15 protein-coding genes and 1 pseudogene are annotated in these 17,325 nt (G+C 36.1%); 15 read left to right on the plus strand and 1 reads right to left on the minus strand.

The genetic code is table 11. The features are described 5' to 3' along the window. Nucleotides 1-275 precede the first annotated feature (275 nt). The 4 genes from B0M43_RS14115 to B0M43_RS14130 all read left to right on the plus strand — a co-directional run bounded on the left by B0M43_RS14115 (nucleotide 276) and on the right by B0M43_RS14130 (nucleotide 3,915). Complete coding sequence (locus B0M43_RS14115) at nucleotides 276-698, plus strand: single-stranded DNA-binding protein (RefSeq protein WP_078008752.1); 423 nt, start codon at nucleotides 276-278, stop codon at nucleotides 696-698. A gap of 30 nt (nucleotides 699-728) precedes the next feature. Continuing rightward, on the plus strand, nucleotides 729-1,790 hold the full coding sequence (locus B0M43_RS14120) for a DUF932 domain-containing protein (protein WP_078008749.1): 1,062 nt from the start codon (nucleotides 729-731) through the stop codon (nucleotides 1,788-1,790). A gap of 227 nt (nucleotides 1,791-2,017) precedes the next feature. Then, the gene (locus B0M43_RS14125) at nucleotides 2,018-3,550 is read left to right on the plus strand and encodes a DoxX family protein (protein WP_078008748.1); all 1,533 of its coding nucleotides are present in this window, start codon (nucleotides 2,018-2,020) and stop codon (nucleotides 3,548-3,550) included. An 89-nt stretch (nucleotides 3,551-3,639) separates the two neighbouring features. Then, the gene (locus tag B0M43_RS14130) at nucleotides 3,640-3,915 is read left to right on the plus strand and encodes a DUF6520 family protein (protein WP_078008747.1); all 276 of its coding nucleotides are present in this window, start codon (nucleotides 3,640-3,642) and stop codon (nucleotides 3,913-3,915) included. 64 nt (nucleotides 3,916-3,979) lie between these two features. Here the strand turns inward: B0M43_RS14130 and B0M43_RS14135 are convergent, their stop codons facing one another. Beyond that, the gene (locus B0M43_RS14135; RefSeq protein ID WP_078008997.1) at nucleotides 3,980-4,525 is read right to left on the minus strand and encodes a S9 family peptidase; all 546 of its coding nucleotides are present in this window, start codon (nucleotides 4,523-4,525) and stop codon (nucleotides 3,980-3,982) included. Here B0M43_RS14135 and B0M43_RS14140 point away from each other — a divergent pair. The 11 genes and pseudogenes from B0M43_RS14140 to B0M43_RS14200 all read left to right on the plus strand — a co-directional run. Continuing rightward, nucleotides 4,485-5,075 (plus strand): annotated as a pseudogene (locus tag B0M43_RS14140) (conjugative transposon protein TraJ); the annotation flags it as partial. The gene B0M43_RS14135 and the pseudogene B0M43_RS14140 sit on opposite strands and share 41 nt — an antisense overlap. 17 nt (nucleotides 5,076-5,092) lie before the next feature. Then, a complete protein-coding gene (gene traK / locus B0M43_RS14145; protein WP_078008745.1) occupies nucleotides 5,093-5,713 on the plus strand; it encodes a conjugative transposon protein TraK in 621 nt (206 codons plus the stop codon). A gap of 5 nt (nucleotides 5,714-5,718) precedes the next feature. Next, nucleotides 5,719-5,985, plus strand: a complete 267-nt coding sequence (locus tag B0M43_RS14150; protein ID WP_078008743.1) for a hypothetical protein — start codon at nucleotides 5,719-5,721, stop codon at nucleotides 5,983-5,985. 4 nt (nucleotides 5,986-5,989) lie between these two features. Further along, nucleotides 5,990-7,276 carry a conjugative transposon protein TraM gene (gene traM, locus B0M43_RS14155; RefSeq protein ID WP_078008742.1) on the plus strand — a complete coding sequence of 429 codons (1,287 nt, stop codon included), beginning with the start codon at nucleotides 5,990-5,992 and terminating at the stop codon, nucleotides 7,274-7,276. Between the two features lie 12 nt (nucleotides 7,277-7,288). Beyond that, nucleotides 7,289-8,149 carry a conjugative transposon protein TraN gene (gene traN, locus B0M43_RS14160; RefSeq protein WP_078008740.1) on the plus strand — a complete coding sequence of 287 codons (861 nt, stop codon included), beginning with the start codon at nucleotides 7,289-7,291 and terminating at the stop codon, nucleotides 8,147-8,149. A 15-nt stretch (nucleotides 8,150-8,164) separates the two neighbouring features. After that, the gene (locus B0M43_RS14165; RefSeq protein ID WP_078008738.1) at nucleotides 8,165-9,304 is read left to right on the plus strand and encodes a hypothetical protein; all 1,140 of its coding nucleotides are present in this window, start codon (nucleotides 8,165-8,167) and stop codon (nucleotides 9,302-9,304) included. Nucleotides 9,305-9,309: 5 nt separating this feature from the next. Next, complete coding sequence (locus B0M43_RS14170; RefSeq protein WP_078008737.1) at nucleotides 9,310-9,630, plus strand: hypothetical protein; 321 nt, start codon at nucleotides 9,310-9,312, stop codon at nucleotides 9,628-9,630. A gap of 1,839 nt (nucleotides 9,631-11,469) precedes the next feature. Beyond that, nucleotides 11,470-12,558 (plus strand): hypothetical protein, encoded by a 1,089-nt coding sequence (locus tag B0M43_RS14185; RefSeq protein ID WP_123921850.1) that lies wholly within the window; start codon nucleotides 11,470-11,472, stop codon nucleotides 12,556-12,558. Nucleotides 12,559-12,721: 163 nt separating this feature from the next. Continuing rightward, complete coding sequence (gene corA, locus B0M43_RS14190; protein WP_078008735.1) at nucleotides 12,722-13,792, plus strand: magnesium/cobalt transporter CorA; 1,071 nt, start codon at nucleotides 12,722-12,724, stop codon at nucleotides 13,790-13,792. A 48-nt stretch (nucleotides 13,793-13,840) separates the two neighbouring features. Further along, nucleotides 13,841-15,934 carry a phosphate acetyltransferase gene (pta, locus tag B0M43_RS14195; RefSeq protein WP_078008734.1) on the plus strand — a complete coding sequence of 698 codons (2,094 nt, stop codon included), beginning with the start codon at nucleotides 13,841-13,843 and terminating at the stop codon, nucleotides 15,932-15,934. Nucleotides 15,935-16,099: 165 nt separating this feature from the next. Next, entirely contained in the window at nucleotides 16,100-17,284 is a 1,185-nt protein-coding gene (locus B0M43_RS14200) for an acetate/propionate family kinase (protein ID WP_065450247.1), read from the plus strand. Nucleotides 17,285-17,325: the final 41 nt, after the last annotated feature.

The raw sequence follows: 17,325 nt of genomic DNA on the forward strand, positions 1-17,325 counted from the left end.
GATAGCGCCATCCCTCTGCTGCATGCGCATAACGGACTCCATTTTCCTTTCGTCCGCCCCTTGGGACTTATAGCACTCCGCATTCTTTAGCTGGTGCTTGATCTGTGCTTTCTTTTTTTCCGTTTTTTCTTTTGAAAACAATTTTTTTTAAGGAGCGGAGCGGGGGTTAAGGAAGCAGGGATCAATAGCTATTGCTTAAGTATTTCATAAAAATATGCCTTAGGTATTGATCAGTGGTTAACGAATTATTCATTCATTTTTTAAATTTAAAGGTTATGGAAATTACAGGAAGAGTTACGGCAGATGCGGCAGTGCGCCGTGGGGGAGAAAAAGAAGTTTTGAGTTTCTCTATTGCAGTTAATGACCGCTATAAGGTGGCGGGAAGTTCAGAGTACAAAGAGGTGACAACTTTTATCAATTGTTCATACTGGCTTAGTATGAAAGCAGCGCAGTGGGTTAAGAAAGGAGCAGTCGTGCTTTTAAACGGCAGACTGGGTATGCATGTGTATATCAACAGCGAAGGAAATCCGATAGGCAGCATTGACTTTCATGTTAATGCAATAAATATTCTTGCTTTTGCAAAAAGAAGCAGTGATAAAGCTGCTGATAAGGAAAAGGCTGGAAGTGTACAGAAAGGGAACAGCAGCACTGCTGTTAAGAACGGGAAAGATAAGGCTGGGGAGGAAGTGCCTTTTTAATTGGATGTTTAACTTTAAAAATCAGAAATCATGGCACATAATATTTATTATAATGAGCAGACCCAGAAGCACAGTTTTTTCAGTGTAAAGGAAAAAGCATGGCACAATCTTGGGCAGATAGTGGAAGAATACCCTACAAGCGCTTCAGCAATAGCGCACGCCGGATTGGATTTTGAAGTGGAGAAGAGAAGGCTGTTTACACCTTCCTCTCCAATTGTAACGCATGACTTTATTACTGCAGGAAAACTTGACATTCCAGACTACTGCAGTACGGTGCGTACCGATAATGATACGGTGCTGGGGGTAGTAGGTAAGGATTACCATATTGTGCAGAACAGGGATGCTTTTTCTTTTTTTGACAGCATAGTCGGAGGAGACGGCATAATGTATGAGACCGCTGGCGCATTGGGCAACGGTGAGAAAATCTTTATCACAGCAAAGCTTCCTGATTATATCCGAGTAGGAAAAGATGATCTGATTGAGAAGTATCTTTTCCTGACTACCTCGCATGACGGAAGCGGCAGTATTACGGCAGCTTTTACGCCAATCCGCATAGTATGCGCCAATACACTTAATGCTGCGATGCAGTCTAAAACCAATACGGTGCGCATCCGCCATACCTCAAGTGCTAAAGACCGCCTTGAGCAGGCTCATAAAGTTATGGGTATTTCAGATACCTTATCCAGTAGTCTTGAAGCGGTTTTTAACTACTGGACAAAGACCCGTATCTCTGACAAGGAAGTTAAAAAGATTATCCAGCATGCTATGGCGCCAGGCAGGGAAGTATTGAAAAAACTTAAGGAGGGAAGAAACGAGGAATTATCAGCCTGCTTTAATAATATGGTAGATAATGCCTTTGAATATGCAATGAGCCATCCTACACAGCTCACTGATACGACTAAAGGAACAGTATTCGGTGCCTACAATGCCGTAACAGGGTATTTTCAGAATGTGAGAAAGTATAAGAATGACCAGGCTAAAGTATCTTCCATACTGATGGGAGGAACGGCGCAGTTAAGAGGTCAGGCCGCTTTTGACCTATGCCTTGATTTTGCTGTTAAGGGCTTTAGTTCTTATGTAGTGCAGAATTGATCTTTTTAAATGCAGGCAGTTTTAGACTGCCTGCATTTTTAATGCCTGCCGCGCTGCAAATCTAGCCGATTTACAGCGCGCTTTTATTTTAGAATGCAGTATGCATTATATCTGTTTTGGAAGAATTTTTGCCTGATTTGGATAGGATTTGCGTGAAAGTGTTGATTTACATTTGTTTATGTTCTTTTTGAATCATTTTACGTTTCATTTCTAATCAAATAACCGCTATGGATCTCAAACCTCAAATAAGAAATACTATAATTGAAATCATCAGCCTGCTGTATGTGCTGCTGTTTGTTTATGCCGCTGTAAGTAAAATGCTCGATTTTGAAAACTTTAGAGTACAGCTTGGGCAGTCTCCTCTTTTGAGTGCTTTCGCATCCTGGATGTCCTGGACAGTTCCTCTGGTGGAGCTGTTAATTGCAGCGCTACTGATTTTTCGCTCCACCAGATTATGGGGACTTGTACTGGCCTTTAACCTTATGGTGATGTTTACAGTATATATTTTTATTATACTCCATTACAGTTCTTTCGTCCCGTGTTCATGCGGAGGAATATTGGAAAAAATGAGCTGGAATGCCCACCTGTTATTTAATCTGGTGTTTGTTATATTAGCTTTTATTGCTGTAATAATAAAGGGAAACAGAGACAGGAACATAAAAAACAGCTGGGAATTTATTCCCTTTTTAAAAACAATGGTTTATTCCTGCTTTTTCGGTATAGCAGCTGTTGTAGTTTTGTTTATCTGGTCGGAGGAAATTATGCATTACAGCAACCCCTTCCAAAGGAGATACCCCAAGAATACCGCCGTCCAGCTTCAACAAACGGATTTGAAATTTAATTCATTTTACATTGCTGGATTTGCTGCCGGAAAATTATACCTGGGCAATTTCAGCAATCCGCAGATACTTGTGTCTTTTGACAGTAATCTGAGTAATAAAAAAATTGTAAAAATTGATTTTGATCCTGAAAATACAGCTTTCCAAAATGTTACGCTAAGTGTCAGGGGCGGCTATTTTTACTTGAAAGACGGTATGGTTCCGGCAATGTTCAGAGGCACTGTCAAAGATTGGAGGATTAACAGGAAACTCGAAGGAATGCCATATTTTACCCAGGCCGAAGCTGCAGACAGCACTACAATACTATTTCGAAACAACAGCGGGAAAAACCTTGCCAACAGACTGGGAATATTTAGATCTGAAAGCGAGAACAAAATAAATTATAATGATGCACTCCTGGTGAAACAAATCGATGGTATTTTTGATACAGACGGAATTTTGATGTACAGTGAACAGATGGAAAAGATGATCTATTTATATTACTATAGAAATGAGTTTGTAGTTGCGGGGAAAGACGGTAAAATTGATTATCGAGGACACACTATTGATACCACTTCAAAGGCAAAAATTAAGGTTACTTACGTAAAGCGTGGAACTGGAAGGACTATGTCCGCACCTCCCTTTATTGTTAATGCGCACGGCGCGGTTTTTAAAAATCTGCTCTTTGTCAATTCCAGGATAATGGGCAGATATGAGGATAAAAAAAATTGGGAACACTCCTCCGTAATCGATCTATACGATATTAATAAGCATTCCTATCTTTTCAGCTTTTCAATTTATAATATTGGAGGTGAAAAGGTAAAATCATTCATCGTTGCCGATACTTGTTTATATGCCCTTATAGGAAATAATCTTGTCGCTTATGAGCTGAAAGATATCATAAAAAAGGAATTAAAGAGCTCAGAGCGGAAATCGAACTGAGTTTATAAATTATACCGGCCGGTTTCAGGAAAAAAGATCGAACACCTGTAGAAAAAAGTAGATCATTGTTTAATATAATTTTGATTATTATGAAAACACTATTAAAAAATGTACTGCCGATTGCTGTTGTTGCACTGGCAGTATCCGGTGCCTTTGTAACAACTTCGATGCAGAGCGCATCTAAGCTTGCCGTACCAAAAATTGGCTATCCTAGGGATAATCAGGGCAATTGTATACTTAATATGCCGCAAAACTGTAACACAGTTCAGATTTCAACTTTGTGTTACGTAGGCGGCGGCACAAGTGGAACTCGAGCCTATGGTGAAGCACAGAACTGTCAAGAGGTTTTGTTTCGCAACCAATGATTGTAAAATTTGTAAACCTAAAAAGGGAATGCCGTTCTATTGAACGGCATTTTTATTTTAATACTTATTCCATTGCTTGTTTGATCCACTGAAACTTTTTTTCGTCTTTGAGGTAATAGTCCATCCACTGCAACACCCTTTCGAATATATCCTTTTGGTTAATTGGATTTGTCGGGACATGATGTTCACCGGGATATAATAATAAAACACTTTTTTTGCCAAGCCTTCTAAGAGCAAGATAGTATTCTATGCTTTGGTGCCAGTCTACCTGGGTATCTTTTTTTCCAGTCCACATCAGCAGGGGAGTGTCCAGCTGCCTGACAGATTCAAGGGGAGAATTTCGGTCAAAATCTGCTGGATTTTCAAACGGGGTTTTTCCAGAAAGTTTCCAGTCTTCAGTTCCAAAGCGCCACATATTAGGTTTTGAGTTGTTCCACCCTACAGAGAGATAATAGCTCCTCAGATCTGTGATAGCGCCACTGGCTACGGCGGCAGCAAACATCCTAGTGTGATTTATGATGAAAGAAGTCTCATACCCTCCGAAGGAATGTCCCAACAGTGGGATGAGCGAAGTACTAAGGGTTTTGTTTGAGGCTGCGGCATTGTGCATTGATACGCTCAGAACATTTCAATTGGTGGTTTTATCTATTTTGGGACCTCTTGTATTTGGAATAGCGGTCTTTGATGGCTTTCAGCATACACTCACGGTATGGCTGGCGAGATATATCAACATTTATCTTTGGCTTCCAGTGGCCAATATCTTTGGAAGCATCATTGGGAAAATTCAGGAACTGATGCTAAAACTTGACCTTTCTCAGGTACAGTCCACAGGAGATACTTTTTTCAGCAGGACCGATATGTCTTACTTGATTTTTATGATTATCGGAATCATAGGATATTTTACGGTTCCATCGGTTGCCAATTATATAGTCCACGCTGCCGGAGGAGGCGCCTTAGGTCAGAAAGTTACCGGACTCTTCAGTAATTCAACCAGTTCAGTGGTTTCAAAAACATCAATGGGAGCTGGTATGGTACTGGATGCAATGGGCAATGCGGCAGGGCGAATGTCCCAAAGTATGTCGTCATCTGCCGGAAGTGCTCCGTATTTTGAAGAGAAAGGAAACTATATGAGCGACAGGCTTAAAGGGAATTCTAAATAATCAAAAAAAATCTGCTCATGTTTACCAAAATGAAAAATATTGATACTGCATTCCGATATGTAAGAGGGTTTACGATGCTGGTTATTGTGGGATGTATTATGATAAGCTGTTATACACTTTACAAAAGTTTTGAGTCGGTAACCCAGATGCAGGATAAGGTTTATATACTGGCAAATGGAAAAGCGCTCGAAGCTTACGCGTCGGAGAGAAAAGATAATGTACCGGTGGAAGCAAGAGATCATGTAAAGACCTTTCACAAATTTTTCTTTACCCTTGATCCCGATGATAAAGTAATTAAAACCAACATTACAAAAGCGCTTTATCTGGCTGATGACAGTGCAAAACGGATTTATGATGACCTGAAAGAAAATGGTTTTTATTCCGGAATTATCTCCGGAAATATTAGTCAGACCATTCAGATTGACAGTATCGCAATCGATATCCGTGAATATCCCTACCGCTTTAAATGTTTTGCAAAACAGAATATCATACGAACGACCAGCATTGTGAAAAGAAACCTTGTGACAGAGGGAAGTCTTAGGAACGTATCGCGAAGTGATAACAATCCGCACGGTTTTTTAATTGAGAGATGGAATACCATTGAAAACAAAGATTTAGCTGTTGAGAATAGAAAATAAACATTATGAAATCACTATTCAAAAAACAGCAAACTCCTTTTGTGTATCACAGGTATTATCATTCTGCGCAGACAAAATGGGTTCAGAAAATGGATGTACTGATCAATGGTCTTTCCAGAAGAAAGCTTATCTGTCTGCTGATTTCATTTATCATTCTAACAGGAAGTTACTTTATCTATAACATTTATACAGCGTTTTCAGAAAGTGATTTTCCAATAGCTCAAAAGACAGCTGTCATTTCAAAAATTAGAACTATCAATTTTAAAAAGTAAAGTCATGGAACATAAAACAATATCACCCAAAGAATCCAAAAAGCGAAAAATGCTTTTGGTTCTGCCCCTTATAACACTTCCTTTCATCACGATTCTGTTTTACACTTTGGGAGGAGGGACGATGGAAGCGATGGGAGGTAAAAATGAAATTAAAAAGGGATTTAATTTTAATCTGCCTCTTCCAAAATTTAAAGAAGATTCAGCGCTTGATAAAATGAGTTATTATGATCAGGCAGCAGTGGATTCTATTAAACTTCAGGAACAGATCAAAAAGGATCCTAATTATTCCAATCAAAAAACAGTACAAGAATCCCTAGGAGAGTTTCCAGATACGGATTTTGAAGTTCAACGATTTCAAAAAAGCAAAATAGGTTTTAATTCATCGTTTCAAGACAGGAACGAGCAGAAGGTTTACGAAAAACTGCAGGCCCTTCAAAAAGCAATCAGCCAGCCCGCCATACCTGAAAATTACGGTCAGGATATGAGAGAATTTGAAAACTACGGCTCATCAAAAGGAGTTTCTGATGAGATACAGAGCTTAGAGCAAATGATGAGCAAGATGGGAGAGTCCCATGAACCTGACCCCGAACTAAAACAGCTTGGCGGAATGCTTGAAAACATACTGGATATTCAGCATCCATCGCGTGTGCAGGAAAGGTTAAAGCAGTCTTCAGATAATAAAAAGGGAAAAATCTTTACGGTTAACCGTAAAAAAGAAGAAGATAATGTGACTTCACTTCAGCAGGATAAAACTGATCTGAGTTCTATAAAGAACAACTCATTTTATACAGTAGATGAGCATATAGAGCAGGAGGTGCACCAAAATTCAATAGAGGCTGTGATTCACGAGACTCAGACTATTATCAATGGCTCTGTAGTGAAACTCAGACTAAGCAGTGATATATTTCTCCAAGGTACTATGATTCCAAAAAACACATTTTTATATGGAATAGCAACTTTAAAAGGGGAGAGGCTGGAAGTTAAAATCAACAACATTCAGTTTCGAAATTCAATTTTTCCGGTGGAATTAACGGTGTATGATATGGACGGTATTGATGGGATTTATATTCCCGGTGCTGTCAGCAGGGATGTTGCCAAGGCTTCGGCTGATCGTTCTATTCAAACATTAGGGCTTACAGGACTTACGGACTCCTGGGGTGCGCAGGCTGCCGGAATGGGAATTGAAGCGGCGAAAAGCCTGATGAGCAAAAAAGTAAAACTGATTAAAGTGGTTGTGAAAGCCGGTTATCAGGTTCTTCTGTATGATGAAAACAAAAGAATTAAACCTTAAAAAAGAGAAAAAATGAAAAGAATAAATCAATTGTTTTTAACATTAGTAATGCTGTTTTATGTCTCAGCTTATCCACAATTAAAAGAAAGAGAAACTGTGTTTTATGAAGAGCAGTATAAGAACCTTCAGATCGGGTACTCTAAAACAACAAGCATCGTTTTTCCTTACTCGATTAAAAGTGTAGATAAAGGAAGCGCTGATGTGCTGGTGCAAAAAGCCAAAGGAGTGGAGAATATACTGCTGGTAAAAGCCGCTAAACAGTATTTTTTCCAGACCAATTTGACAGTGGTCACTACCGACGCCAGATTGTACGTATTTGTACTGAATTATGATGACAACTGCCCCGACTTAAACATAAACGCGGAAAATGCTGTGGCTGCCAGTAAAGATGTTTTATTTTCAATGGAGCACGAAAATCAAAAGAAAATAGAACAGCTGGCCTCACTTGCCTTATCAAAAAAGAAAAAGACCAGCGGATTAAAAAAATCGAAGTTTCAGATTAGACTTGAGGTAAATGGTATTTTTATCCATCAGGATGTTTTGTATTTGAGAGTCGTATTGGAAAATAAATCTAAAATTAATTATGATATCGACCAGCTGCGTTTTTTTATAAGGGACCAGAGAAAATCGAAGCGGACTGCGTCACAAGAAATAGAAATCCTACCGCTGTATACCACTTCATCATCTGCTGTAATTCCCTATAAATCTGAGGTAATAAAAGTCTATGCAGTAGAGAAATTTACGATTCCTGAGAATAAGTATCTGACACTTCAGCTCATCGAAAAGAATGGTGGAAGGCATTTAGAGGTTAATATTAATAATCTAAGTGATAAAGCATTTCCAATTCCTGCATCCGGCAGTAATGACTTTTAAACTTTAAAATATATTATGACAATAAACTTAGCCGATACTGAAATTTTGTCGGGGCTTGCTAAAGAAATGGTGGCAGGTGGTTATCACTATGCAGCTTTTCCTTCAGATGAAATATCTGACAGCTACACGCTTGAGTTTTTTAAAACTTCATGGGAAGCAAAGGAATACTGTTATGAGATGACTAACGATGCAGACTATTTTGAGAGTCTGCCGACAACTTCGCTGATAAGCAACTTAAACATACTTATGAAGAGCGGAATTGATACTTCATGCAATGAGGCATTTGATCTTACTGGATTTGCCCGCTTGGAAAGAGAGAAAAATGAATTATTAGGAAATAACTTAAATATAAACATTATGAATGAGAAAAACTTAGAGTTCTTAAAAGACCAGCTGAAATATACTGGCTTTGGAGAAACGTTCGACCAGGACTTGAAAGAGAAAATGCTTAAAGGCGAGACAGAATTTAAGCTGATGAAAGAAGGTGTGTATGGAGCAGATTCCATGACTGCAGTGCTGAATTTTAAAAAATCAGATCAGACCGATTTATACTTTTTTAATTCATATCATGTGAACCTTAAAAAAGAGGATTCCAAAGAAGGGCTGAAACAGACTTTTTACATTAATAATAACAGCAGCAATATTACGCTCAAAGAAGCTTATAATTTAATGGAAGGCCGCTCGGTGAATAAGGACCTAAAAACCAGAGAAGGAGAAGTTTATAATGCTTGGCTGAAAATAGACTTTAAAAATTCTGATGATAAATCCAATTTTAAGCTGGAGCAATATCATCAAAATTACGGTTACGATCTGGAAGCAAGTCTTGAGAAACATTCCATTAAAGAACTGAATACTCCAAAATACAAAGAAGATCTTTTAAACTCGCTAAAAAAAGGAAACCTGCAGTCTGTAACTTTTGTTGTAGCTGGCGTGGAAAGCAAGATGTACGTCGAGGCGAACCCGCAATTTAAAACTTTGAATGTCTATGACGGCGATAAACAGCGCATTAACCACCGCGAAAGCAAGGAAGAGAAAAAGGAAAATGCCTTGGATAAAAAAGAGTCTAAAGAACAGCAGAAAGATCTTGATGGTGAGCCCGAAGGCGGGGGACAGAAAGAAGGTAAGAAAAGAAAGGTAAAATCACAGTCTATTTAGAACTGATGGAAAGTGTAAAACCCTTATCGGATTTCTTTTCTGTGATTGAAAAGGATTATCGGATCAGCAGCACCCATATTGCCATTTATGCGGCCCTGCTGCGATGCCGTTCCCTTAAGGGTTTTATCAATCCTATTGAAATCTTCAGGCATGAACTGGCACCTGTTGCCAAGATATCTTCTAAATATACCTATCATAAATGCATGCATGAATTGCATGAGTATGGTTACCTGCGCTATGAGCCTTCTTTTAAAAAAAACAGAGGTAGCAGGATCTATTTTTTTGATTTTGAACTCCGGAAAATTGAACTGTCATTAAATCTTTAATACTGAAGATCTTCCCAACATGTGACACGTTCTCGTTTTGGATGTAGAATATTGATCGTCTTTTAAAAGAGATGCAGCAAAACCAAGGATTAATAAAAAGACGCACAGATGACACAGAAAGTCTGATTTAAAAGGTTCCCGGTTCATACACTATAATAAAGAAGATTTACTAAAACTGTTCAAAGATTCATCAAGCTGATAATAAAACTGAAGGCCAAATCATAGATTACTTATCCATTTATATGGGCGATCCCCAACTAAACGTATGGCATCTGGCACTTTTAATAGCAATTTTAAGCTTGGGCTACAGACAAGGCGAGAGGCAGAAGATTAAAGTGAGCCGAAGTAAACTTATGAAGATGTCCCACATTAACACACTGCCTAAATATCATAAATATTTTAAGCAGCTTCAAGAAATCGGCTATATTAAGTACAGTCCGTCTTATCATCCAGGTTATAAAAGTGAGTTGAATTGTAGAAAAGAGGTTATCTCAATAAATGAGATAGCCTCTTTTTATTTTGCTTTGAAACAAATGAACTTAAGAAGATGAGGTATGTTATATTTTTTTAAATTTCATTTATTTCCATCTCTAGTCAAGTCAGTATAGCCAAATCTGATTTGGAAATACTGACATTAGTTTTATTAAGTCGTTTGTTGAGCAGGGACATTTCACGTCCAATAGTCTTTTGCTCTGTAATAGCATACGCTACGGTTTGTTTGACAGATGCATGACCTAGCATTTCTTCAACATTTATAGGAACATTATTGTTTACTTAAATGATCAATCCTTATTTATTTCGTGACTATGTTTTACGCTGATAGAGTATAATGAATATAACAGTAAGATTTTAGAAAAGATAAAAAGGGGAGATATAGTTTCCTTTTTTAATGATGAAGGAGGATTTCTTTCTAATTAAAAAAACTTAGTTTATTCACAAACTAATCCTGTCTAATAAAGTTTAAAAAGATTGATTTTTAGAAAGGAAATATGTTATTTTGTGAAATAAAATAAGCACTTTGTTCCATATTTGTACCATTGATTCATAAGTTGTTGGTTTTCAGTATTGGTTATTTTTGAAGAGGATAATAGATAGTCATTGAAATGAATTATACTGTATCTCGTTGTCCAATTTAAGGTTCGAAGCCCTCATCGACCACCATAATTTACAAACCTCCTAAAGTCATTTGATTTTGGAGTTTTTTTTGGTTATAAGTGCAGGAAGCTATTTTTCATTCTCTGCAGTAGCTGAATTTCATTCGGGTCGCCTTCCGGGCCTACAATGCCCATACAATAATCTGATAAAAATGAAGTATTAACTGCAAGGTGTCGGAAATCTGCCGGGAATCAATAATCTGGAACGCAAAGATCAAAAAATCAAAAGAAAAAGGAATTCGAAGCAATATCTGCAAGAAAGGATGTTAAGCAAATAAGATAGTGTATATATTATAAAAAAATTAAAACTGGTACTTTGGTTGTTGAGAACTTATAATAAAGGTCAGAGTTAAATTTTATATAATCTTCACTAAGGTTGTAAATGTAAATTTGAAAAACATAATATCTTTTTTATTTGACTCTTCTAAAGTGCAACTGAAATCAGGCAAGACCTTAAGTTTTGCTTCAATATTTCGGTATAATATACTAATAAAAAAGCGCAATTAAATATCTTATTTATTTGAAAATCCATGTACTAGAACTACTCTATTATGCAATAAAACCTTTATTTTCTATTTTAATATAGTATCGGGATAATCCTAAAGTTTAGTCTGAATCTATCTTTGCAGAAAGAATATCATACCTTATAATTTGTTTTAATTGTTTGATATACAAATAGATGGATATGAAAAAAATATTACCCTTTATTTTAGTTTGCTGCGGATTCACTTCGTATTCACAAGTTGGTATTGGTACTCCGTTACCCAATTCTTCTTCTCAATTAGAAGTTGTAGCAAAGGACAGAGGTATTTTAATTCCTCAAGTACAATTAACGAGTTCTACGGATAAAACCACAATAACGAATGGTAACGTTAATAGTTTATTAGTTTATAATACAGTTACACGTTCTGATGTAAAATCCGGTTACTATTATTGGACGGATGACCGTTGGAACAGAATGGTTGTTTCGAGTGAATTAGTAACGAATGAAGGTACTGTAATTTATAATCCAATTACAAATGAATTCACCTATTTAGATGATCATGGAGCAGTTCATGTAATTGATTTTTCTACAGTTGTTAAAGCTAATGAAACGTTGACATCAGCATCATTTGTACCTGCAACGGGAATCTTTACTTACAAAGACGAGAACGGAACTGCTACAGATTTAGATTTATCAGGATTTAATAACACGCCAGAAACCCTGACATCAATTTCACAAGATGTTACTGCTGGAACGATTACTTATGTAGATGAAAAAGGAGCTTCAACTGATTTGGATGTAAAACAAATTATTGCTGCAAATGAAACCTTGACTTCAGCCTCTTTTGTACCTGCAACTGGAATCTTCACTTACAAAGACGAGAACGGAAGTGCTACAGATTTAGATCTATCAGGATTTATTAATGCGCCTGAAACAATCACATCAATTTCACAAGATAGTGCAGCCGGAACAATTACTTATGTAGATGAAAAAGGAGTTTCAACAAATTTGGATGTAAAACAGATTATTGCTGCAAATGAAACCTTGACTTCAGCCTCTTTTGTACCTGCAACTGGAATCTTCACTTACAAAGATGAGAGCGGAACAGCAACAGATTTAGATTTATCAGGATTTATTAACACGCCTGAAACAATCACATCAATTTCACAAGATAGTGCCGCTGGAACAATTACTTATGTAGATGAAAATGGAACTTCAACTGATTTGGATGTAAAACAGATTATTGCTGCAAATGAAACCCTGACATCAATTTCACAAGATGTAAAATAAGTATTAAGTACTTAATACTAAATATTAAGAAAGCCGAGTCAGAAATGACTCGGCTTTTTTTATGCGTCATTTTTAAATATCTTCAGACCGATGCTGTCAAAATGATAAATGTCATTTATCGTTCGAATTCTTTTTCGTAATATTACTATGAAAATATTTTTGCATGAGAAAGATCAAATACAAGAAAGGGCGGAAGCTTCAACATATCACTTTAGAGTATACAGGCACACAAAAAGGACATGAAACTGAGATGCAGCTTTTTGTGTATGATAATGAAGATGTAGTTGAATATGAGAAGTTTACTGTTTTGGCATTGAATACCTGTATTAATTATACCAAAAATAACTGGATTAACATTCACGGATTAAATGATATTAACTTACTCAAAACAATTGGCGCTCATTTTAAACTTGATGATTTTTTATTAGCAGATATTTTAAATACAACCAAAAGAACCAAACTTGAGGAACAAAAAGATGTTTTGTTTTTTAATATAAAATCGCTTTTGCCATCTGAATATTCAGATAATATAAGTGTCGAACAAATAAGTTTTATCTTAAAAGACGGAATTTTGATTTCTTTTCAGGAAAAACGAAGCGATTTTTTTACTCATATCAGGGAACGCCTTCGTACACATGCAGGAATTGTAAGAACAAAAAAAGTAGATTACTTGCTCTACTTGCTACTAGATGCCGTAATGGAGAATTTTTACATTACGATTGAAGACGAAGAGGATAAAATTGAAGAATTAATCAATTTAACTAAAAAAGGAGCTGACCCCATTATTCTGGAAAAGATAGAAAATCATCGTGATAATTTTAATTTTTTAAAACGTTCGATTATTCCATTGAGGGATTCTTTGTATTATCTAAAAACAATTAAAGATGATGATACCTATAACGGAATTCAAAAAGAAACCTTTAGTTTTTTCATCCGTTTGCATCAAAAAAGCTTAGAACTTTTAGAACAAATTGATTCGGATATGAGTTCATTAGAAAGTGCCTCTAATTTTTATTTTTCGGAACAAAGCCGGAAAATGAATGAAATAATGAAGACACTTACGATTATTTCGGCTGTATTTATCCCGCTTACTTTTATTGTTGGAGTCTATGGAATGAACTTTGAATACATGCCGGAACTCAAAGCAAAAAACGGGTATTTTATTGTGCTGGGCGCGATGGTTTTATTGGTGATAGCCCTGATAATCTATTTTAAAAAAAGACGCTGGTTTTAGCGTTTATTATATATAATTAAAAATTTGTTAAGTTTCAAAATATGAATTATGAGTAAAGCAGTATATATTGCCACAAGTGACCACAATAGCGGAAAGTCGATTATCACGCTCGGTTTGATGAGTATTTTAATTGGTAAAACGGCAAAAGTGGGTTATTTTAGACCGATTGTAGAGGATTTTGTTGATGGAGAATTAGACAATCACATCGAGACCGTTTTGTCGTATTTTAATCTTGATATTAAGTTTGAAGATGCTTATGCAATAACGAAAAGTAAACTGATCAAGAAAAAAAATAAAGGAAAAATAGGCGAAGTCCTGGATTTGATTATAGAAAAATATAAAAAACTTGAAGAACGTTTTGATTTCGTTTTAGTAGAAGGAACAAGCTTTACCGGCGAAGGAACTTCGATAGAATTAGATTTGAATGTTCTTATTGCAAAAAATCTAGGTATTCCAACTATTATTATTGGGTCTGGAGTTGGAAAAACACTAGAAGAGTTAGTGGATAGTCTTTATTTGGTCTATGATTCCTTTAAAGTAAAAGAGGTTGAAGTACTATCTGTAATTGCAAATAAAGTACAATTCGAAAATATAGAACTTGTTACACAAGGATTACAAAAAAGCTTACCGGAGAATGTTTTAATCAATACAATTCCGTTGATTTCAAGTTTGAACAATCCAACAATGCAGGAAATTGTCAACCAGTTAGATGCAAAAGTATTGTTTGGAAGCGCTTACTTAAACAACGAAATTGGTCATTTTAGTGTAGGTGCCATGCAATTGCATAATTATTTAGTTCACTTGCATGACAATGCTCTGGTAATTACTCCGGGAGATCGTTCAGATATTATTCTGGGTGCTTTACAAGCTAACGAATCGGCTAATTATCCTACTATTTCCGGAATTATTCTAACAGGAAATATTGTTCCTGAACAAAGTATTTTAAAACTTATCGAAGGACTTTCAGCCATCGTTCCTATTATTGCTGTTGATGGAGGTACCTATAATATTACCAATAAAATTGGTGCTATTAAATCTGAAATTTATGCAAATAATACGCATAAAATTGAAACCTCTATTAGTACTTTCGAAAAATTTGTTGCCATGGATGATTTATCCGAAAGATTAATCACTTTTGAAGCTGAAGGCATGACTCCGAAAATGTTTCAGTACAATATGGTCAAAAGAGCCAAACAGCACCGCAAACATATTGTTTTACCAGAAGGAAGTGATGAGCGAATTATCATTGCAACATCAAGATTATTAGCGATGGATGTAGTAGATATTTCGATTATTGGAGACAAAAAACAAATTGAAAGCAAAGTAGCCGAATTAGGAATTTCATTTGATTTTTCGAAAGTAAACATCATCAATCCAAAAGAATCTGAACTTTATGAAGATTATGCCAATACATATTATGAGCTTCGTAAAGCGAAGAATGTAAGTATTACAATGGCAAGGGATTTAATGGAAGATGTTTCGTATTTTGGTACCATGATGGTATACAAAGGTCATGCTGACGGAATGGTATCAGGTGCTGCTCATACAACTCAGCATACTATATTGCCAGCACTTCAATTCATTAAAACAAAACCAAATTCATCTGTAGTTTCATCGGTATTTTTTATGTGTTTAGAAGACAGAGTTTCTGTTTTTGGGGATTGCGCTATTAACCCAAATCCAACAGCAGAACAATTGGCAGAAATTGCGATTTCTTCCGCAGAGTCAAGTTCAGCCTTTGGAATAGAGCCTAAAATTGCCATGCTTTCTTACTCATCAGGTTCATCAGGAAAAGGAGATGAAGTAGATAAAGTAAGAACTGCAACCGAAATTGTAAAACAAAGACGTCCGGATTTAAAAATTGAAGGCCCAATTCAATACGATGCTGCAGTAGATCGTGCAGTTGGTAAAAGTAAAATGCCCGATTCTGAAGTAGCAGGGCAGGCGAGTGTACTTATTTTTCCTGATTTAAATACCGGGAATAATACCTATAAGGCAGTACAAAGAGAAACAGGAGCATTAGCTATTGGACCAATGCTGCAAGGTTTAAACAAACCCGTAAACGATTTAAGCCGTGGTTGTACGGTAGATGATATTATAAATACAGTAGTTATTACAGCTATTCAGGCGCAAGGATTATAATCAATTATAAAATTTAGAATTAAAAATTAAAATAAAACTTAGTGGATTAGCAATCTGTGTAATCCGCGTTTGAATTCGGTTCTAAATAAATGTAAAAAGCTTTGAGCCTTTTAGTAAAAAAAAAACTTAGTGACTTAGTGCCTTTGTGGCAAAAACAGAAAAAAAATGAAAATATTAATTATCAATTCAGGAAGTTCATCAATAAAATACCAATTAATGGTTATGCCAACAAACGAAGTAATTTGTACTGGTATGATTGACAGAATTGGACTAGAAACTTCAAATGTAACGTTTAAAACTTCATCAGATTCAATAGAAGAATTGCTTCCAATTGCGAACCATAAAGTAGGTTTGCAAAAAGTGGCCAATATGCTTTTAGATCCTGAAAAAGGAGTTATAAAATCTACTTCAGAAATTGGTGCGGTTGGACATCGTGTGGTACATGGAGGAAGTTATTTTTCAGACACGACCATTATTACAGAAGAGGTTAAAGAAAAAATAAAAGAGCTTTCAGAATTGGCTCCGTTACATAATCCTGCACACTTAGTAGGAATAAATGTAGCCGAGGAAATTTTTGCAACGGCAAAACAAGTAGCAGTTTTTGACACCGCTTTTCATCAAACAATTCCTGTTGAAGCACATAAATATGCCATTCCTAATTATCTTTTAACAGAGAATAAAGTTAGAGTTTATGGCTTTCACGGAACAAGCCACAAATATGTTTCTGAAAAAGCAATAGATTATTTAGAGAAAAGCTCAAAAATAATCACCATTCACTTAGGAAACGGCTGCAGTATGACTGCAATCAAAGATGGAAAAAGTATCGACCATACTATGGGATTCTCACCTGCAAATGGTCTAATAATGGGAACCCGTGCAGGAGATATTGATCAGTCGGTAATTTTTTATATGATTAAAAATCTGGGATATTCTGCAGATGAAGTGAATTCAATTTTATTAAAACAAAGCGGAATGCTTGGTCTTACAGGATATAGCGATTTACGTGACATTCAGACAGAAGCGGCTAATGGAAATAAGGATTGCCAGCTCGCTTTATTGATGAATGCTTATCGTATTAAGAAATTTATTGGTGCGTATACAGCAGCTTTAAATGGTTTGGATGCTATCGTTTTTACAGCAGGAATTGGCGAAAACTCAGCGCATATGCGTCAATTAGTGTGTACTGATCTGGATTATTTTGGAATTGAATTAGACGATGAAAAAAATCAAATCCGTTCAAGAGAAATTAGAGAAATTAATACTCCAAATTCAAGAACAAAAGTTTTGGTTATACCAACTGATGAAGAATATGAAATTGCGAGTCAGGTATATCATTTACTTGAAAATTAAAACATACTAAAATTTACAAAAGCTCCTCGTTTGTGGAGCTT

The organism is Flavobacterium sp. KBS0721 (assembly GCF_002007065.3).
In the GTDB taxonomy this organism is placed as follows: Bacteria; Bacteroidota; Bacteroidia; order Flavobacteriales; family Flavobacteriaceae; genus Flavobacterium; species Flavobacterium piscis.